At 35.7% G+C, this 16,535-nt stretch carries 30 protein-coding genes; all 30 read right to left on the bottom strand.

All coding sequences use genetic code 11. The features are described 5' to 3' along the window. Positions 1–9 precede the first annotated feature (9 nt). Positions 10–960 (bottom strand): DNA-directed RNA polymerase subunit alpha, encoded by a 951-nt coding sequence (locus C7N71_RS00260; RefSeq protein ID WP_105987218.1) that lies wholly within the window; start codon positions 958–960, stop codon positions 10–12. A gap of 72 nt (positions 961–1,032) precedes the next feature. Beyond that, positions 1,033–1,422 (bottom strand): 30S ribosomal protein S11, encoded by a 390-nt coding sequence (gene rpsK, locus C7N71_RS00265; protein WP_105956355.1) that lies wholly within the window; start codon positions 1,420–1,422, stop codon positions 1,033–1,035. A gap of 23 nt (positions 1,423–1,445) precedes the next feature. Beyond that, entirely contained in the window at positions 1,446–1,811 is a 366-nt protein-coding gene (gene rpsM / locus C7N71_RS00270) for a 30S ribosomal protein S13 (RefSeq protein ID WP_105987219.1), read from the bottom strand. A 30-nt stretch (positions 1,812–1,841) separates the two neighbouring features. Continuing rightward, positions 1,842–1,958, bottom strand: coding sequence for a 50S ribosomal protein L36 (gene rpmJ / locus C7N71_RS00275; RefSeq protein ID WP_105956357.1), 117 nt, complete (start codon positions 1,956–1,958; stop codon positions 1,842–1,844). A 38-nt stretch (positions 1,959–1,996) separates the two neighbouring features. Next, positions 1,997–2,215, bottom strand: a complete 219-nt coding sequence (infA, locus tag C7N71_RS00280; protein WP_105956358.1) for a translation initiation factor IF-1 — start codon at positions 2,213–2,215, stop codon at positions 1,997–1,999. Positions 2,216–2,378: 163 nt separating this feature from the next. Beyond that, a complete protein-coding gene (locus C7N71_RS00285; protein WP_280176695.1) occupies positions 2,379–3,029 on the bottom strand; it encodes an adenylate kinase in 651 nt (216 codons plus the stop codon). A gap of 32 nt (positions 3,030–3,061) precedes the next feature. Further along, complete coding sequence (secY, locus tag C7N71_RS00290) at positions 3,062–4,378, bottom strand: preprotein translocase subunit SecY (RefSeq protein ID WP_105987220.1); 1,317 nt, start codon at positions 4,376–4,378, stop codon at positions 3,062–3,064. Then, positions 4,379–4,810 (bottom strand): 50S ribosomal protein L15, encoded by a 432-nt coding sequence (gene rplO, locus C7N71_RS00295; RefSeq protein ID WP_105987221.1) that lies wholly within the window; start codon positions 4,808–4,810, stop codon positions 4,379–4,381. A gap of 27 nt (positions 4,811–4,837) precedes the next feature. After that, positions 4,838–5,020 (bottom strand): 50S ribosomal protein L30, encoded by a 183-nt coding sequence (gene rpmD / locus C7N71_RS00300; protein ID WP_105956362.1) that lies wholly within the window; start codon positions 5,018–5,020, stop codon positions 4,838–4,840. 15 nt (positions 5,021–5,035) lie between these two features. Then, entirely contained in the window at positions 5,036–5,539 is a 504-nt protein-coding gene (gene rpsE / locus C7N71_RS00305) for a 30S ribosomal protein S5 (RefSeq protein WP_105987222.1), read from the bottom strand. A gap of 20 nt (positions 5,540–5,559) precedes the next feature. Further along, entirely contained in the window at positions 5,560–5,916 is a 357-nt protein-coding gene (rplR, locus tag C7N71_RS00310) for a 50S ribosomal protein L18 (RefSeq protein WP_105987223.1), read from the bottom strand. 56 nt (positions 5,917–5,972) lie between these two features. Further along, on the bottom strand, positions 5,973–6,512 hold the full coding sequence (rplF, locus tag C7N71_RS00315) for a 50S ribosomal protein L6 (RefSeq protein ID WP_105956365.1): 540 nt from the start codon (positions 6,510–6,512) through the stop codon (positions 5,973–5,975). Positions 6,513–6,542: 30 nt separating this feature from the next. Continuing rightward, the gene (rpsH, locus tag C7N71_RS00320; protein WP_105963771.1) at positions 6,543–6,941 is read right to left on the bottom strand and encodes a 30S ribosomal protein S8; all 399 of its coding nucleotides are present in this window, start codon (positions 6,939–6,941) and stop codon (positions 6,543–6,545) included. A 30-nt stretch (positions 6,942–6,971) separates the two neighbouring features. After that, positions 6,972–7,157, bottom strand: a complete 186-nt coding sequence (locus C7N71_RS00325) for a type Z 30S ribosomal protein S14 (protein ID WP_105956367.1) — start codon at positions 7,155–7,157, stop codon at positions 6,972–6,974. A gap of 15 nt (positions 7,158–7,172) precedes the next feature. Continuing rightward, entirely contained in the window at positions 7,173–7,715 is a 543-nt protein-coding gene (gene rplE, locus C7N71_RS00330) for a 50S ribosomal protein L5 (protein ID WP_105956368.1), read from the bottom strand. Positions 7,716–7,742: 27 nt separating this feature from the next. After that, a complete protein-coding gene (gene rplX / locus C7N71_RS00335; RefSeq protein WP_105956369.1) occupies positions 7,743–8,051 on the bottom strand; it encodes a 50S ribosomal protein L24 in 309 nt (102 codons plus the stop codon). Positions 8,052–8,083: 32 nt separating this feature from the next. Beyond that, positions 8,084–8,452 (bottom strand): 50S ribosomal protein L14, encoded by a 369-nt coding sequence (gene rplN / locus C7N71_RS00340; protein ID WP_105963772.1) that lies wholly within the window; start codon positions 8,450–8,452, stop codon positions 8,084–8,086. Between the two features lie 60 nt (positions 8,453–8,512). Next, positions 8,513–8,779 carry a 30S ribosomal protein S17 gene (gene rpsQ, locus C7N71_RS00345; RefSeq protein ID WP_105987224.1) on the bottom strand — a complete coding sequence of 89 codons (267 nt, stop codon included), beginning with the start codon at positions 8,777–8,779 and terminating at the stop codon, positions 8,513–8,515. A gap of 20 nt (positions 8,780–8,799) precedes the next feature. Continuing rightward, positions 8,800–8,994 (bottom strand): 50S ribosomal protein L29, encoded by a 195-nt coding sequence (gene rpmC, locus C7N71_RS00350; RefSeq protein ID WP_105956372.1) that lies wholly within the window; start codon positions 8,992–8,994, stop codon positions 8,800–8,802. After that, positions 8,984–9,418: a 50S ribosomal protein L16 gene (gene rplP / locus C7N71_RS00355; RefSeq protein ID WP_105963774.1), complete on the bottom strand. Its 435-nt coding sequence runs from the start codon at positions 9,416–9,418 to the stop codon at positions 8,984–8,986. Before rplP ends, rpmC begins: the two co-directional genes overlap by 11 nt. 2 nt (positions 9,419–9,420) lie before the next feature. Next, positions 9,421–10,092 (bottom strand): 30S ribosomal protein S3, encoded by a 672-nt coding sequence (gene rpsC, locus C7N71_RS00360; RefSeq protein ID WP_105963775.1) that lies wholly within the window; start codon positions 10,090–10,092, stop codon positions 9,421–9,423. A gap of 13 nt (positions 10,093–10,105) precedes the next feature. Continuing rightward, positions 10,106–10,453 (bottom strand): 50S ribosomal protein L22, encoded by a 348-nt coding sequence (rplV, locus tag C7N71_RS00365; protein WP_105956375.1) that lies wholly within the window; start codon positions 10,451–10,453, stop codon positions 10,106–10,108. 16 nt (positions 10,454–10,469) lie between these two features. Further along, positions 10,470–10,748 carry a 30S ribosomal protein S19 gene (rpsS, locus tag C7N71_RS00370; RefSeq protein WP_105963776.1) on the bottom strand — a complete coding sequence of 93 codons (279 nt, stop codon included), beginning with the start codon at positions 10,746–10,748 and terminating at the stop codon, positions 10,470–10,472. 63 nt (positions 10,749–10,811) lie between these two features. Then, positions 10,812–11,651, bottom strand: a complete 840-nt coding sequence (rplB, locus tag C7N71_RS00375; protein WP_105956377.1) for a 50S ribosomal protein L2 — start codon at positions 11,649–11,651, stop codon at positions 10,812–10,814. 25 nt (positions 11,652–11,676) lie between these two features. Further along, positions 11,677–11,964: a 50S ribosomal protein L23 gene (gene rplW / locus C7N71_RS00380; RefSeq protein WP_105963778.1), complete on the bottom strand. Its 288-nt coding sequence runs from the start codon at positions 11,962–11,964 to the stop codon at positions 11,677–11,679. Further along, positions 11,964–12,587, bottom strand: a complete 624-nt coding sequence (gene rplD, locus C7N71_RS00385; protein ID WP_105987225.1) for a 50S ribosomal protein L4 — start codon at positions 12,585–12,587, stop codon at positions 11,964–11,966. Before rplD ends, rplW begins: the two co-directional genes overlap by 1 nt. Positions 12,588–12,604: 17 nt before the next feature. Beyond that, complete coding sequence (rplC, locus tag C7N71_RS00390) at positions 12,605–13,240, bottom strand: 50S ribosomal protein L3 (RefSeq protein ID WP_105987226.1); 636 nt, start codon at positions 13,238–13,240, stop codon at positions 12,605–12,607. A gap of 31 nt (positions 13,241–13,271) precedes the next feature. Continuing rightward, positions 13,272–13,580, bottom strand: a complete 309-nt coding sequence (rpsJ, locus tag C7N71_RS00395) for a 30S ribosomal protein S10 (RefSeq protein WP_105956381.1) — start codon at positions 13,578–13,580, stop codon at positions 13,272–13,274. Positions 13,581–13,871: 291 nt separating this feature from the next. Next, positions 13,872–15,965, bottom strand: a complete 2,094-nt coding sequence (gene fusA / locus C7N71_RS00400; protein ID WP_105987227.1) for an elongation factor G — start codon at positions 15,963–15,965, stop codon at positions 13,872–13,874. Between the two features lie 93 nt (positions 15,966–16,058). Next, entirely contained in the window at positions 16,059–16,529 is a 471-nt protein-coding gene (gene rpsG / locus C7N71_RS00405) for a 30S ribosomal protein S7 (RefSeq protein ID WP_105956383.1), read from the bottom strand. Positions 16,530–16,535: the final 6 nt, after the last annotated feature.

The raw sequence follows: 16,535 nt of genomic DNA on the forward strand, positions 1-16,535 counted from the left end.
TCCTTTATACTAATCTTCTTTACGCAATGATAATCCAAGGTCTTCTAACTTATGTTTTACTTCAACAAGTGACTTACGTCCTAAGTTTCTAACCTTCATCATATCAGCTTCACTTTTGTCAGTTAATTCTTGAACAGTGTTGATTCCAGCACGCTTCAAACAATTGTATGAACGAACAGATAAGTCTAATTCTTCAATTGTCATTTCTAACATTTTTTCCTTGTGTGTTTCTTCTTTTTCAACCATAACTTCAGCATTTTTAGCTTCATCGGTCAAATCAACAAACATTTCAAGGTGTTCGGTTAAAATCTTGGCAGCTAAACTTACAGCTTCACTTGGAGTGATAGAACCATCAGTCCAAACATCTAAGGTAAGTTTATCGTAATCAGATCTTTGACCAACACGTGCATTTTCAACTTGATAATTAACACGTTCGATTGGGGTATAAATGGAATCAACTGGTAAGACACCGATTGGCATTCCATCATTACGAGCCTTATTCTCATCTGCAGAAACATATCCACGACCCTTATTGGCAGTCATTCTCATATGGAATGTAGAGCCGTCGGCAACAGTGGCAATGTGTAATTCTGGATTTAATACAGTTACATCACTATCAGCTTGGATATCACCAGCAGTTACTTGTGCAGGTCCAGTAACATTGATTTCCATTGACTTTTCTTCATCGTCAGATGATTCAAGTTTTAATGAAAGCTTTTTAATATTTAAAATGATTTGTGTTACATCTTCCACTACACCAGGTACAGTAGAAAATTCATGTAAAACATTATCAATTTGAATACTTGTTACCGCAGCACCAGGTAAAGATGAAAGTAAAATTCTACGCAACGAGTTTCCAAGAGTTGTTCCATATCCACGTTCTAGTGGTTCAACAACAACTTCTCCATAATTATCAGTTTCATCAATCTTATGAATATTAGGTTTTTCAAATTCAATCATTCTTATCTTCTACCCCTTTCAAAACGCTATGAGTTAATATTAATTATTTCCATCTAAAATGATGAACATAAATTAAACTCTACGACGCTTTGGAGGACGAGATCCATTATGTGGAACTGGAGTAACATCACGAATAGCAGCAACTTCTAAACCAGTTGATTGAAGAGCACGGATAGCTGATTCACGACCTGAACCAGGACCTTTAACTGCAACTTCTACAGATTTCATACCATGTTCCATTGATGATTTAGCAGCAGCTTCTGCAGCCATTTGAGCAGCAAATGGAGTAGATTTACGACTACCACGGAAACCTAAAGAACCAGCAGATGACCATGCAATAGCATTTCCTTGCATATCAGTAATCATAACTAATGTGTTATTAAAAGTAGAATGAATATGAGCAACACCAGCTTCGATATTCTTCTTTGCTCTACGTTTACGTGAACCTTTCTTTTGAACCATGATTTACTAACCTCCTTTATTAATTATTTTTTACCAGCGATGGTAGCTGTCTTTTTGCCCTTACGAGTACGAGCATTATTTTTAGTATGTTGACCTCTAAGTGGTAATCCACGACGATGACGCATTCCACGGTAAGAACCAATTTCTTGAAGTTTCTTGATATTCATTCTTACTTCACGACGTAAGTCACCTTCGATTTTGTAACCGTCAACAATTTCACGAATCTTTTCTTCTTGTTCAGAACTTAAGTCACGAACACGAATATCTTCAGAAACGCCAGCTTTTGAAAGAATTTCAGCAGCTCTACTTTGACCAATTCCAAAGATACTAGTTAAACCAATAACAATACGCTTGTCACGTGGTAAATCAATTCCGGCGATACGAGCCATTAAAATACACCTCCTGTGATATTAAATAAATTACTTGCCTTGTCTTTGTTTATGTTTAGGATTAGAACAAATAACCATAACACGGCCTTTTCTTCTAATAACTTTACAGTTTTCACACATTGGTTTTACTGATGGTCTTACCTTCATTATAATAACCCTCCTATATTTAAAGACAGTACTACTACTTATTTATAACGGTAAGTAATACGTCCCTTGCTTAAATCATATGGTGACATTTCAACAGTGACACGATCACCAGGTAATATTCTAATGTAATGCATTCTAATTTTACCTGATACGTGAGCTAAAATTTCATGTCCATTTTCCAATTCAACACGAAACATAGCATTAGGTAAAGTTTCAGTTACTTTACCTTCAATTTCAATAACATTATCTTTAGACAAAGAATTTCCTCCTCGAAACTACGATTCTTTATAAACTTTGGGTACACATTAAAATATTAAATTAAGTAGTATTAATCCCGAAATCGTTAATAAAACCGCAAATACACATGAGTTAGTTTATCATATAAACTAACTTACGGCAACATTCTAAAATTTTAATAAATTATAGGTTCTTGAGTATTTTGTCAATGTCTTCAGTAACATTATCAATATTTTGACTACCATCAACGGTATACAATAAGTCAAGACCTTTGTAAAAATCAATTAATGGTGTATTCATTTTAATGTTTACATCTAAACGATTTTTAACAGTTTCAGGTTTGTCATCACTACGTTGATAAAATTCATGACCACCACAAATATCACAAGTATTATCAACCTTAGGTTTTTTATATAGTTTATGGTAAGTTGCTCCACAATTTTTACATATAAATCTACCAGAAAGTCGATCAATAAGAATTTTAGGGTCAACATCAATATTTATAACAGCATCCAATGGACGATCTAAATCACTACTAATCTTTTGTAAAGCATTAGCTTGATCAAGAGTTCTAGGAAAACCATCTAACATATATCCTTTTTTAGTATCATCTTGTGCAAGACGATCTTTAACAATTCCACATGTTACATCATCAGGAACCAAATTCCCTTTGTCAATATATTGTTTGGCCTTTATTCCCATTTCAGTCTGATTTTTTATAGCGGCCCTAAAGATATCTCCAGTAGAGATATGTGGGATTCCATAATTTTTAATAATAGTTTCAGCCTGAGTACCCTTACCAGCACCAGGTAATCCCATTAAAATCAAATTCATTGTCATTTTATTTTTCCTCCTTACACAAAATTTTATAAATCTTTAGGTCTAGGATCTTGAATGAATCCAACGTATTCTTGCTTCATCATTAATCCACGAATTTGACTAATTGTTTGGATAGCAACCCCAACAACAATTAATAAACTTGTACCTCCAAGTCCAATTGACTCATCAAGATTCCATAAATTTTGTGCAATTAAAGGAATAAGAGCAACAATTCCTAAGAATAAGGCACCAACAACACTAAGTCTCATAAGTAACTTAGAAACATAGGTCTGTGTTCCATTACCTGGCCAAACGCCAGAAATATAACTACCTTGTTTTTGTAAATTCTTAGATAACTTTTCAGGGTTAACCTGAACAAACGCATAAAAGAATGTAAATAAAACAATTAAGAATGTATATAAAGTAGCACCAGATAGAGTTTGCATATTAAAAATATCACTCAAAATCTTGTACCAACCGTCACCAGAATGTTTACTTGCAAAAAACATCAAAATAGCTTGAGGCGTTGAAATAAACGAACTGGCAAAAATTACAGGGATAACACCGGCAACGTTAACTTTTAAAGGCAAGTAACTGTTATCCGATGCTCCTGTTTCTCTTCTTGTATATTGAATTGGAATTCTACGTTCAGCTTGTTGAACCCAAGTAACAAATGTAACAATTATTAGAACTATTATGAACAATAGAGTTATAAATATAATTGATTGCCATAATTGAGAAGAAGTATCTCCAACAATATATTCTTTATACAATTGTTGAATTCCAACAGGAATTCTAGCGATAATCCCAGCAAAGATTATCATTGAAACACCTTGACCGATTCCTCGATCAGTAATCATGTCACCCATCCAAGTAGTTAACATTGATCCACCGGTTAAAATTAAACCAATACTTATATAAGTAGAAGGACCTGGATGTTGAACAAGGTTCAAACTACTTAAAGTATTAAATCCAGCTGTAATTCCAATAGACTGTACAAATGCAAGAACTACTGTTAAAACTCTAGTAACTTGATTTAATTTTTTACGTCCAACTTCACCTTGTTTACTCCATTCAACAAAGCGAGGAACAATATCCATTTGTAAAAGCTGAACAATAATTTGTGCAGTAATATATGGTGAAACACCCATAGCGAATAGTGAATAATTAGTTAATCCACCACCACTAAAGGTGTTTAAAATGCTAACCAAACCAGATGAAGCAACGCTTTGGAGTGCTTTGGCGTTTATTCCAGGAACAGTAATATATGCTCCAAGTCTAAATACAATCAAAACTCCTAAGGTAAAAAGAATCTTATTTCTAATGCTCTTTACTTTAAAAGCGTTTTTCAAGGTTGATAGCATTTAGATCACCTCAATCTTACCGCCAGCGTTTTCAATTGCTGACTTAGCAGCATTTGAAAATTTACTTGCTTTTACAGTTAACTTTTTGCTGATTTTACCATTACCAAGAACTTTAACACCGCTCTTAGCATTTTTAATGGCTCCAGATTCTTTAAGAGTTTCTGGAGTAACTTCAGCACCATCATCAAATTGATCTAAAACAGATAAGTTAACAATAGCATATTCTTTACGGTTAATATTAGTGAAACCACGTTTTGGCATTCTACGGTAGAAAGGCATTTGACCACCTTCAAAGCCTAGACGGGTCTTACTACGAGCTTTTTGACCTTTTTGTCCACGACCAGAAGTCTTACCTTTACTTCCTAATCCACGACCAAGACGTTGTCTTGATGAACGTGAACCTTCAGCAGCTTTTAATTCATGTAATTTCATTATAAAAGTGCACCTCCTTGTTATTTATTAATCAACTTGTTCAACTTTAACTAAGTGTGCAATATGGAATAGAGCTCCACGAGTTGCTTCGTTATCAGGCTTAACAACAGTACTATTAATGCGACCTAATCCTAGTGCACTAACGATTTTACGTTGTTTGGGGAGACGGTGAGTTGCACTATGAGTTAAAGTAATCTTTAATTGAGCCATCTTATAAACCCCTCCTTATTCTGCTAAATGTTGAGCAGAAACGCCACGTAAAGTAGCAACTTTTTCTGCACTCTTCAATGATTTTAATCCGGCAAAAGTTGCACGAATTGCATTGATTGGAGTATCTGAACCTAAACGCTTACTTGTAACATCGCCAATACCAGCTAATTCCATAACTGAACGAACAGCTCCACCAGCAGCAACTCCAGAACCTTCTTCAGCAGGTTTTAACATGATCTTACCGCCACCGAAAGTACCGATAATTTCATGAGGAATAGTTGTACCAACTCTTGAAACAGTAATTAAGTTCTTACGACCATCATCAACAGCCTTACGAATTGCATCTGGAACTTCTTGAGCTTTACCAGTTCCAAATCCAACATGTCCATTTCTATCACCAACAACAACTAAAGCTGCAAAACGTAGACGACGTCCACCTTTAACTACCTTAGTAATACGGTTAATTGAAATGACAGTATCTTCAAGTTCTAACTTATTTGGATCAATAAATTCTGCCATTTGTGGTTATTCCTCCTTTTTTAAAATTCTAATCCGTTTTCACGTGCAGCATCAGCTAATGCTTGAACACGTCCATGGTATAAGTATCCACCACGATCGAAAACAACATTTTTGATATTTTTTTCAACAGCGCGTTTTGCAATTAAAGCACCAACAGAACTTGCTTGTTCTGTTTTGTTTGCACCATTTACGTCTTTACTTAAAGTTGAGGCACTAGCAAGCGTAACACCCTCTACGTCATCAATAATTTGAGCATAGATGTTTTGGTTAGAACGATATACGTTCAAACGTGGGCACACAGCAGTACCAGAGATCTTGTTACGGACACGCAAGTGACGACGTTGACGTGTCTTATTTTTGTCTGGTTTGTTAATCAAAATAGTCACCTCTTAATTGAATTTGTAAAATTGACTAAATAAAAAGCAAATACTTATTATTTACCAGTCTTACCTTCCTTACGACGAACAACTTCGCCTTCATAACGAATACCTTTACCTTTATATGGTTCAGGTGAACGTACAGCACGAACTTTAGCAGCAAAGTCACCAACATGTTCTTTGTTGATACCACTAACATTAATAGTTAAACTATCTGGGGTTTCAACTTTTAGATCATCATTGATTTGAATTTCAACAGGGTTTGAGTAACCAACATTTACTTCCAATACTGAGCCCTTAGCTTGAGCACGGTAACCAACACCGACTAATTTAAGGGTTTTCTTAAAGCCATTAGTTACACCTTCAACCATGTTATTTAAGTTAGCACGCATAGTACCGTGCATAGCACGTACCTTATTGCTATATCTCACAGCAGGTTCAAATGTTACGATATTATCTTTAACATTCATTTTAATGTTTGGTGAAAATTCACGAGTTAAAGAACCCTTTTCACCCTTAACAGTTACATTGTTACCTTCAGTAGTTAATTCAACACTTTCTGGTAAAACAATTTTTCTATAACCAATACGACTCATTTATTACACCTCCAGTTCAAGAGAAAAGTATTACCAAATGTATGCTAATACTTCTCCACCAATTTTTTTAGCACGAGCTTCTTTATCGGTGATAACACCTTCAGAAGTTGAAATAACTGCAACACCTAAACCATTTAATACTTTAGGAATTGAATCAGATTTTACATATGAACGTAGACCTGGCTTTGAAATACGTTTCAAACCAGAAATAACATGTTCATTGTTTTTACCATATTTAAGGAATACACGAATAACACCTTGTTTGTCATCATCCATATATTCAACATCGCGAACAAAACCTTCACGTTTTAAAATTTCAGCAATGCTTTTTTTAATTTTTGAAGCTGGAACTTCAACAGATTCGTGACGAGCCATATTAGCGTTACGAACTCTTGTTAAAAAGTCAGCGATTGGATCTGTCATGGACATTAACGTAACCTCCTTTTTACTAAGTTAATTTTACCAACTTGCCTTCTTCATACCAGGAATTTGGCCCTTATGAGCAAGATCTCTGATACATAGACGGCATAAATGAAATTTTTTGTAAACTGAATGAGGTCTTCCGCAACGTTCACAACGAGTGTAATTTCTAGTTGAAAACTTAGCAGGACGTTCACTCTTTACAATAAGTGCTTTTCTAGCCATATTTATACCCTCCTATTATTTTGCAAATGGCATACCGAATTGAGTCAATAATTCTTTTGATTCTTCATCAGTATTTGCAGTAGTTACAACAACGATATCTAAACCACGAACGCGATTAACGTTATCATAATTAATTTCAGGGAAAATTAATTGTTCACGAACACCTAATGTGTAATTACCACGGCCATCGAATGAACGATTATTAACACCATGGAAATCACGAACACGAGGTAGTGAAACATTAACTAATTTGTCTAAGAAATCATACATACGTTCACCACGTAAAGTAACTTTAGCACCAATTGACATACCTTCACGTAAACGGAAACCAGCAATTGATTTTTTAGCCTTAGTTACTAAAGGTTTTTGTCCAGAAATTTGAGTTAATTCTGAAACAGCTTCGTCTAAATTCTTAGCATTAGTAACAGCGTCACCAACACCCATATTTAGAACAATTTTATCAAGCTTAGGTGCTTGCATAATTGATGAGTAGTTAAACTTATCAACTAATGATTTTGAAATTTCATCTTTGTATTTGTCTTGTAAACGGTTTGACATGGAAAGGTATCCTCCTTTCAATTAAAATTAATCGATTGATTTGTTAGATTTTTTGGAAATACGAACTTTCTTACCATTTTCAATTTTGAAACCAACCTTTGTTGGTTCGTTAGTTGATGGGTCAATTAACATTACGTTAGAAACATGAATAGGTGCTTCAATATCATTGATTCCACCTTGTGGATTTGATTGAGAAGCTTTTTGATGTTTTTTAACAATGTTAATACCTTCAACAATTACGCGATCTTGTGATGAGATAGTTTTAGTAACAGTTCCTTCTTTACCTTTATCTTTACCACTAATTACGCGAACTTTGTCACCAGTTTTAATAAACATTTATTGGCACCTCCTTGGTTAACAGTAGTTAATTAAAGTACTTCAGGCGCTAAAGAAACAATCTTCATGAATTTGTTGTCACGTAGTTCACGTGCAACAGGTCCAAAAATACGTGTTCCTTTTGGACTTTTATCGTCTTGAACTAACACAGCAGCATTTTCATCGAAACGGATGTATGAACCATCTGAACGACGTGCAACAGCTTTAGTTCTAACAATAACAGCTTTAACAACGTCACCTTTTTTGACAACGCCACCTGGTGTTGCTTGTTTTACAGTAGCAACAACAATATCACCGATACCTGCATATCTTCTGCTTGATCCACCTAAAACTTTAATAGTTAAAAGTTCACGAGCACCTGAGTTATCAGCAACTTTCAAACGACTTTCTTGTTGAATCATAGCTAATACCCTCCTTCCGGTATTTACTCAGAATACGATAAATTAAAACATTCTAAAATATTAAATAGTAACATCTTTTTTAATGATATTAACTAAGCGGAAATGTTTTGTAGCTGACAATGGTCGTGTTTCCATAATTTCAACGATATCACCAGTTTTAGCTTCATTGTTTTCATCATGAGCTTTGTACTTCTTTGAGTACTTAACACGTTTTCCGTAAGTAGAATGTGTCTTATAAGTTTCAACAACAACAGCAATTGTCTTGTCCATTTTGTCTGAAACAACACGGCCTCTGTAGACCTTACGCATATTACGTTCCATTAACATTAACCTCCTTTATCGTATTCTTATTTGTTTAATTCTTGTTGACGCAATGCAGTTTTAATACGTGCAATGTTTTTACGAACCTTCTTCAATCTTGCAGTGTTTTCCAATTGACCAGTAGCTAATTGAAAACGAAGGTTGAATAGTTCTTCTTTGTAACTTTGTTCTTTTTCATGCATTTGAGCAGTGGTTAGTTCATTAATTTCTTTAGCCTTCATTTGATTCGCCACCTACTTCCTCACGTTTAATAATCTTTGTTCGAACAGGAAGTTTAGTAGAAGCTAAACGCAAAGCTTCTTTAGCAACTTCATCAGAAACTTCTCCAATTTCAAATAGGATTTTTCCACGCTTAACTGGAGCAACCCAACCAGCAGGAGAACCTTTTCCGTTACCCATACGAACCCCTACACCTTTTTCAGTGTAAGATTTATGAGGGAAAATTTTAATCCAAACTTTCCCACCACGCTTCATATATCTTGTAATAGCAATACGACAAGCTTCAATTTGACGATTGGTAATCCAATGTGAATCTAAAGCTTTTAAACCGTAACTACCAAAAGCAACAGTGTTTCCACCTTTTGAATGTCCACGTAGTTTACCACGGTGTTCACGACGGAACTTAACACGTTTTGGTACTAGCATGTTTATTTCCCTCCTTTATTATTATCTTTCTTATCATCAGCTACTTGTGGTAAAACTTCACCACGGTAGATCCAAGTTTTAACACCAATTGAACCATAAGTAGTGTGAGCTTCTTCCCATGAGTAGTCAATGTCTGCTCTTAATGTATGCAATGGAACAGTACCTTCAGCATATGATTCAACACGTGACATGTCAGCACCATTTAAACGACCAGATACTTGAGTTTTAACACCCTTAGCACCTGCTCTACTTGCACGTTGCATACCTTGGCGCATTGCACGACGGAAAGCTACACGGCCTTCTAATTGACGAGCAATGTTTTCACCAACTAATTTAGCATCTAAATCAGGTTTCTTAATTTCAATAATGTTGATATGAACTCTTTTACCTGTTAATGCATTTAATTCTTTACGAAGATTTTCGACTTCTGATCCGCCTTTACCGATAACCATTCCTGGTTTTGCAGTGTTGATTGAAATGTTAACACGCTTTGCAGCACGTTCAATTACAACTCTTGATACGGAAGCGTCAGCGAGTCTTTTGCTAATATATTCACGGATTTTCAAGTCTTCATTCAAATCGCTAGCAAAATCAGCTTTTTCAGCATACCATTTTGCGTCCCAATCACGAATAACTCCGACACGTAATCCGGTAGGATTTATCTTTTGACCCACGGCTAATCCCTCCTTATTTTTCTGAAACTACCACAGTAATATGACTTGTACGTTTGTTAATTGGAGAAGCAGAACCTTTAGCACGAGGACGGAAACGTTTTAAAGTTGGTCCTTCGTTAACAAAAACTTCGCTTACTACCAAGTCTTCACGATCTAAATCAAAATTGTTTTCTGCATTAGCTACAGCTGACATTAAAACTTTTGAAACAACTGGTGAAGCACTTCTTGGAGTGAACTTCAAAATACCAGCAGCTTCAGAAACGCTTTTACCTCTAATAAGATCAACTACAAGGCGGACCTTACGAGCGGCAATACGAACAGTTCTAGCAGTAGCTTGTGCTGATGTAACTTGTTCAGCCATTTGTTATCCTCCTTGCTTAGACAGTTTTCTTATCGTCGCCATTTCCATGTCCATGGAAAGTACGAGTTGGTACAAATTCACCTAATTTATGTCCTACCATGTCTTCTTGTACATATACAGGAACATTCTTTCTTCCATCGTATACAGCAATAGTGTAACCGATGAAACTAGGGAAAATTGTTGAACGACGTGACCATGTTTTGATTACGTCTTTCTTATCTTGGTCTTTTTGAGCATCAATTTTCTTTAAAAGATGCTTATCGGCAAAAGGTCCCTTTTTTAAACTACGACCCATTATGAAACCTCCTCTTCAATAACGTTATAGAGAAATATATACCTAAAAGTATATATCAGTTTATTACATCTTTGATCCTTTACGACGACGTACAATAAACTTGTTGGAACGAGCTTGTCTCTTACGAGTTTTCTTACCATTAGTTTTCTTATGCCATGGTGATAATGGTGATGGGTAACCAACTGGAGCTTTACCTTCACCACCACCATGAGGGTGATCGTTAGGGTTCATTACAGAACCACGAACATGTGGACGTTGACCCTTGTAACGGTTACGACCAGCTTTACCAACATTTACTAATGAGTGTTCTTCATTACCCATGCTTCCAATAGTTGCACGGTTAACTGAAAGAATCATACGAACTTCACCAGAAGCTAATCTAACTAATGCGTATTTTCCTTCTTTACCTAACAATTGAGCAGAAGCACCAGCAGAACGAACTAATTGTCCACCCTTACCTGGTTTTAATTCAATGTTGTGAATAGTTGTACCAACTGGAATGTTGTTAAGTGGTAATGAATTACCAACCTTAATATCAGCATTTTCTCCAGATTGAACTTTATCGCCAACCTTTAATCCTTTAGGTGCAAGAATATATTTCTTGATACCATCAGAATATACAACTAATGCAATATTAGCAGTACGGTTTGGATCGTATTCAATAGTCTTTACAGTTCCATCGATGTCATCATGATTACGTTTAAAATCAATAATACGGTATTGGTTTTTGTTACCACCACCGCGATGACGAACTGTCATATGACCATAATTATTACGACCAGCAGTATGTGACTTGGAAGCCAATAATGACTTTTCTGGTTTTGAGGTTGTAATAACATCATAATCAAGACCAGTCATATTACGACGACCATTAGTGGTTGCTTTGTATGTTTTAATAGCCACGGTATTTCCCTCCTATGTTTATATTTTATTTATCGCTAAATAATTTAATTTCTTTTGAATCGTTTGATAAAGTAGCAATAGCTTTACGACGTTTCTTAGTGTATCCTTCGTAACGTCCTTGACGCTTTAGCTTACCTTTAAGATTCATAATATTTACTTTAACAACTTTAACATCAAAGATGTCTTCAATTGCATTTTTCACTTGTGTTTTAGTTGCTCGTACGTCAACGTCAAAAGTGTATTTTTTGTTGTCCATCATTGCTGTTGATTGTTCAGTAACAACTGGGCGTAAAATAATCTCACGTGATTCCATTATGCGAGCACCTCCTCTACTTGAGAAAGAGCAGCCTTTGTGATGACAATCTTGCTACTATTAACAACAGCTAAAGTGTTTAGGCTCTTTGCACTAATTACTTCAACATTATCAATGTTACGAGCTGATAAAGCAGCGTTTTTATTGTCTTCTTCCAAGACTACTAATGTCTTAGCTGAAGCGTTTAAATTGTTTAATGATTCTGAGAAGTCCTTAGTTTTAGGAGCATCAAAGTTTAATGAATCAACAACAACAAAGTCATCATTAGCAACTTTTTCTGATAAAACAGATTTAATAGCTAAACGACTAACTTTCTTTGGTAAATGGTAACCGTATGAACGTGTAGTAGGTCCAAAAACGATTCCACCTCCACGAAATTGTGGTGAACGGATTGAACCTTGACGAGCACGTCCGGTACCCTTTTGACGCCATGGCTTTTTACCACCACCACTAACGGCATGTCTATTTTTAACAGCATGTGTACCTTGACGTAAAGATGCTCTTTGCATAGTTACAACGTCAAATACAACGCTATCGTTTTGTTCAATAGCAAAAATTTCATCGTTTAAATCAACGTTGCCGTTTTTGCTACCGTCTTGTTTATATAATGCTACGCTTGTCATTTATGGTTCCTCCTTTCTTATTTTTGTGATCCGCGAGCAGCAGATTTAATTGTTAAGAATGATTTATTAGCACCAGGAACGTTACCTTTAATTAAGATTACGTTGTTGTCAACATCAGCTTTAACAACTTCAAGATTTTGAATAGTAACTTGTTTGTTACCCATTCTACCAGGTAATTTCATACCCTTTGTAACTCGGTTAATAATAACACCAAGTGAACCAGGACGACGATGGTATCTTGAACCATGGGTTTCAGGTCCTCTACCTTGACCGTCTTTATGAACGTTACCTTGGTAACCATGACCTTTTGTAATTCCTGTGACATCTACGATGTCACCGGCTTCAAAAATGTCTGCCTTAACTTCGTCTGCTACATTGTAATCGCTAAGCTCAACATTTCTGATTTCTTTAATGAAGCGCTTAGGATTTGTATTTGCTTTTGCTACATGACCTTTTTCTGGTTTGTTACTTAAAACATCACGCTTGTCATCGTAACCCAATTGGATAGCGTTGTATCCATCGCTTTCAGTTGACTTTGTTTGTAACACAATGTTTGGTGTTACATCAACAGCAGTAACTGGAATTAATTCACCATTTTCGGTGAAAACTTGAGTCATTCCGACCTTTTTACCTAAGATTCCTTTTTTGGTCATGAGTACACCTCCGATATATTGTAATTTTTAATTATAGTTTGATTTCGATATCAACACCACTTGGTAAATCAAGTTTCATTAATGAATCAACAGTTTTTGGTGTTGGGTTTAAGATGTCAATTAAACGTTTGTGAGTTAACATTTCAAATTGTTCACGTGACTTCTTAAATTTATGTGGTGAAGCTAGAACAGTATAAACAGTTCTATCTGTTGGCAATGGAATTGGACCAGAAATGTTGGCACCAGTTCTTTGCGCAGTAGCCACAATTTTTTCAGCTGATTGGTCTAAAGTGCGGTGTTCATATGCCTTTAAACGAATACGAATTTTTTGTTTTGCCATTGTTTTCCCTCCTCGCCTTTATTTAAAAATAAGACTAGCTCCGTGGAAATTACCGCCACGCCCTATCATGGCAAAGCGGCCGGGTGTGTCGCAACCTCCCACATCAAAGCCTGAATTAGATAACTGTACAGGAACATAGATGTCCCTCAAACAGGTACCTCTATATAATACAAAAAATATGCAAATAACGCAAGGGCTTTTACATAATTCTTTATGAAATATAGAGAATAAATATTATTAAATTATGTAATAAAAAAGTGTTGAATAAATTCAACACTTTTTATTATAAAATTATTCATTTCCACCATTTTTTTCAATGATTTCTTCTTGAATAGCCTTAGGAACAGCTGAGTAATGATCAAATGTCATTGTGAAAGTACCTCTACCTTGTGAAGCAGAACGTAAGGTAGTAGCATAACCAAACATTTCTGATAGTGGAACAAATGCATGAATAAGTTGAGCTTTATTTCTAACTTCCATACCTTCAACACTACCACGACGTGAAGTAACTTGTCCCATAACATCACCCATGTATTCTTCAGGAACAACAATATCAACTTTCATAATTGGTTCCAAAATAACTGGGCCAGCAGTTTTAGCAGCATTCTTCAATGCAATTGATGCAGCAACTTTAAATGCAGCTTCAGATGAATCGACATCATGATAACTACCATCATATAACTTAGCTTTAACATCAATTAATGGATATCCAGCAAGAACACCGTTAGCCATTGATTCTTTTAGACCTTGTTCAACTGATGGAATGAATTCACGAGGAACAACACCACCAACAATTGCGTCTTCGAATTCAAAACCTTTACCAGTTTCGTTTGGAGTAAATTCAATAGAAACATCACCATATTGACCTTTACCACCAGATTGACGAATAAATTTACCTTGAGCCTTAGTTGGCTTAGTAAATGCTTCTCTATAAGCAACTTGTGGAGCACCAATTTTGGCTTCAACGTTAAATTCACGTTTCAAACGATCAATAATGATGTTCAAGTGAAGTTCACCCATACCAGCAATGATAGTTTCACCAGTTTCATTGTTAGTTTCAGCCTTAAATGTTGGATCTTCTTCAGCTAATTTTTGTAAAGCAATATCCATTTTATCTTGGTCAGCTTTAGTCTTAGGTTCAACAGAAACACTAATAACTGGGTCTGGGAAGACCATTGATTCAAGATGTAAAGGATGTTTTTGATCAGTTAAAGAATCACCAGTAGTAGTATTCTTCAAACCAATAGCAGCAGCAATATCACCAGAGAATACTTCAGGAATTTCTTTTCTATGATTTGAATGCATTTGTAGTAAACGACCAACACGTTCACGTTTGTCCTTAGTAGCATTTAAAACATATGAACCGGCTTCAAGAGTACCTTGGTATACACGAATATAAGTTAAACGACCAACATATGGATCAGTTGCAACCTTAAATGCTAATGAAGCAAATGGTTTACTGTCGTCAGCTTTTAATTCAACATCATCACCAGTTTCTGGGTCAGTTGCCTTGTAAGGACGAACATCTAATGGTGATGGTAAGTATTCAAGAACAGCATCCATTAACATTTGAATACCTTTGTTCTTAAATGCTGAACCAGCTAAAACAGGGAAGAATTCAAGGTTTAATGTACCCTTACGGATAGCAGCCTTAATTTCATCATTTGAAATTTCTTCACCTTCAAGGTATTTATCCATAACATTGTCATCAATATCAGCAACAGCTTCGATCAATGATTGACGAGCTTTTTCAGCTTCTTCTTTGTATTCTTCAGGAACATCAACAGTATCCCATTTTGCACCTAATTTATCTTCATCATAAATATCGGCTTTCATATCGATTAAATCGATAACACCTTGGAATGTATCTTCTTTACCAATAGGAATTTGAATAGCGTGTGCATTAGCATCTAAACGATCATGTAATGATTGAACTGATGCAGCAAAATCGGCACCCAATTTATCCATCTTATTAGCAAAAACAATACGAGGAACATTATATTCTGAAGCTTGACGCCAAACAGTTTCTGTTTGTGGTTCAACACCAGCAGCAGCATCAAGAATAGTAATAGAACCATCTAGAACACGTAATGAACGTTCAACTTCGGCAGTAAAGTCAACGTGTCCTGGAGTATCAATAATATTGATACGGTAGTCTTTCCATTGAGCAGTAGTAGCAGCAGAAGTGATAGTGATACCACGTTCTTGTTCTTGTACCATCCAGTCCATTTGTGAAGCACCGTCATGAGTTTCACCAATTTTGTGGATTCTACCAGTATAGTACAAAATACGTTCAGTAGCAGTTGTTTTACCAGCATCAATATGTGCAGTAATACCAATGTTACGTGTTTTTTCTAATGGGAATTCACGTTTGTTGTTAGCCATTAAAATGTTTCTCCTCTCAATAATTCACTTTTTAAAAAAGTGGCTAATACCATTAGCCACTAATCCAATTGCACAAAATTGTACAAGTTTATATTACCAACGGTAGTGAGCAAATGCACGGTTAGCTTCTGCCATCTTATGAGTGTCTTCACGTTTTTTAACTGAAGCACCTGTGTTGTTAGCAGCATCCATGATTTCACGTCCTAGACGTTCAACCATAGTGTGTTCACCACGTAAACGTGCATAGTTTACGATCCAACGTAAACCTAAAGTAACACGACGATCAGGACGTACTTCGATAGGAACTTGGTAATTTGATCCACCAACACGACGAGCCTTAACTTCTAGTACAGGCATAACGTTTTTCATAGCTTCTTCGAATACATCAACTGCTTCGTTTCCAGTTTCTTTCTTAATAAGGTCAAATGCACCATATAAAATTTCTGTAGCAGTTCCCTTTTTACCATCTAACATCAAACGGTTGATTAAGCTAGCAACCATTTTTGAGTTATAAATTGGATCAGGAAGAACTTCACGTTGTTGAACATTTCCTTTTCTTGGCATTAAAAA

This window comes from Apilactobacillus timberlakei (genome assembly GCF_002993965.1).
GTDB lineage: Bacteria > Bacillota > Bacilli > Lactobacillales > Lactobacillaceae > Apilactobacillus > Apilactobacillus timberlakei.

Excerpts from the sequence above, each read along its gene's own strand:
- rplV (WP_105956375.1), bottom strand. The coding sequence starts at position 10,453 with ATGGCTGAACAAGTTACATCAGCACAAGCTACTGCTAGAACTGTTCGT.
- rplP (WP_105963774.1), bottom strand. The coding sequence starts at position 9,418 with ATGCTAGTACCAAAACGTGTTAAGTTCCGTCGTGAACACCGTGGTAAA.
- rplO (WP_105987221.1), bottom strand. The coding sequence starts at position 4,810 with ATGAAATTACATGAATTAAAAGCTGCTGAAGGTTCACGTTCATCAAGA.
- rplN (WP_105963772.1), bottom strand. The coding sequence starts at position 8,452 with ATGATTCAACAAGAAAGTCGTTTGAAAGTTGCTGATAACTCAGGTGCT.
- C7N71_RS00285 (WP_280176695.1), bottom strand. The coding sequence starts at position 3,029 with ATGAATTTGATTTTAATGGGATTACCTGGTGCTGGTAAGGGTACTCAG.
- rplF (WP_105956365.1), bottom strand. The coding sequence starts at position 6,512 with ATGAGTCGTATTGGTTATAGAAAAATTGTTTTACCAGAAAGTGTTGAA.
- rpsM (WP_105987219.1), bottom strand. The coding sequence starts at position 1,811 with ATGGCTCGTATCGCCGGAATTGATTTACCACGTGACAAGCGTATTGTT.
- secY (WP_105987220.1), bottom strand. The coding sequence starts at position 4,378 with ATGCTATCAACCTTGAAAAACGCTTTTAAAGTAAAGAGCATTAGAAAT.
- rplD (WP_105987225.1), bottom strand. The coding sequence starts at position 12,587 with ATGACAAGCGTAGCATTATATAAACAAGACGGTAGCAAAAACGGCAAC.
- rpsG (WP_105956383.1), bottom strand. The coding sequence starts at position 16,529 with ATGCCAAGAAAAGGAAATGTTCAACAACGTGAAGTTCTTCCTGATCCA.
- rpmD (WP_105956362.1), bottom strand. The coding sequence starts at position 5,020 with ATGGCTCAATTAAAGATTACTTTAACTCATAGTGCAACTCACCGTCTC.
- rplX (WP_105956369.1), bottom strand. The coding sequence starts at position 8,051 with ATGTTTATTAAAACTGGTGACAAAGTTCGCGTAATTAGTGGTAAAGAT.
- rplW (WP_105963778.1), bottom strand. The coding sequence starts at position 11,964 with ATGGAATCACGTGAGATTATTTTACGCCCAGTTGTTACTGAACAATCA.
- rplC (WP_105987226.1), bottom strand. The coding sequence starts at position 13,240 with ATGACCAAAAAAGGAATCTTAGGTAAAAAGGTCGGAATGACTCAAGTT.
- rpmJ (WP_105956357.1), bottom strand. The coding sequence starts at position 1,958 with ATGAAGGTAAGACCATCAGTAAAACCAATGTGTGAAAACTGTAAAGTT.
- rpsQ (WP_105987224.1), bottom strand. The coding sequence starts at position 8,779 with ATGTTAATGGAACGTAATATGCGTAAGGTCTACAGAGGCCGTGTTGTT.
- fusA (WP_105987227.1), bottom strand. The coding sequence starts at position 15,965 with ATGGCTAACAACAAACGTGAATTCCCATTAGAAAAAACACGTAACATT.
- C7N71_RS00325 (WP_105956367.1), bottom strand. The coding sequence starts at position 7,157 with ATGGCTAGAAAAGCACTTATTGTAAAGAGTGAACGTCCTGCTAAGTTT.
- rpsJ (WP_105956381.1), bottom strand. The coding sequence starts at position 13,580 with ATGGCAAAACAAAAAATTCGTATTCGTTTAAAGGCATATGAACACCGC.
- rplE (WP_105956368.1), bottom strand. The coding sequence starts at position 7,715 with ATGTCAAACCGTTTACAAGACAAATACAAAGATGAAATTTCAAAATCA.
- rpsE (WP_105987222.1), bottom strand. The coding sequence starts at position 5,539 with ATGGCAGAATTTATTGATCCAAATAAGTTAGAACTTGAAGATACTGTC.
- rpmC (WP_105956372.1), bottom strand. The coding sequence starts at position 8,994 with ATGAAGGCTAAAGAAATTAATGAACTAACCACTGCTCAAATGCATGAA.
- rpsS (WP_105963776.1), bottom strand. The coding sequence starts at position 10,748 with ATGGGTCGTAGTTTAAAAAAGGGACCTTTTGCCGATAAGCATCTTTTA.
- rpsK (WP_105956355.1), bottom strand. The coding sequence starts at position 1,422 with ATGGTTCAAAAGAAAGGTTCACGTAAACGTAGAGCAAAGAAGAATATC.
- rpsH (WP_105963771.1), bottom strand. The coding sequence starts at position 6,941 with ATGTCCATGACAGATCCAATCGCTGACTTTTTAACAAGAGTTCGTAAC.
- C7N71_RS00260 (WP_105987218.1), bottom strand. The coding sequence starts at position 960 with ATGATTGAATTTGAAAAACCTAATATTCATAAGATTGATGAAACTGAT.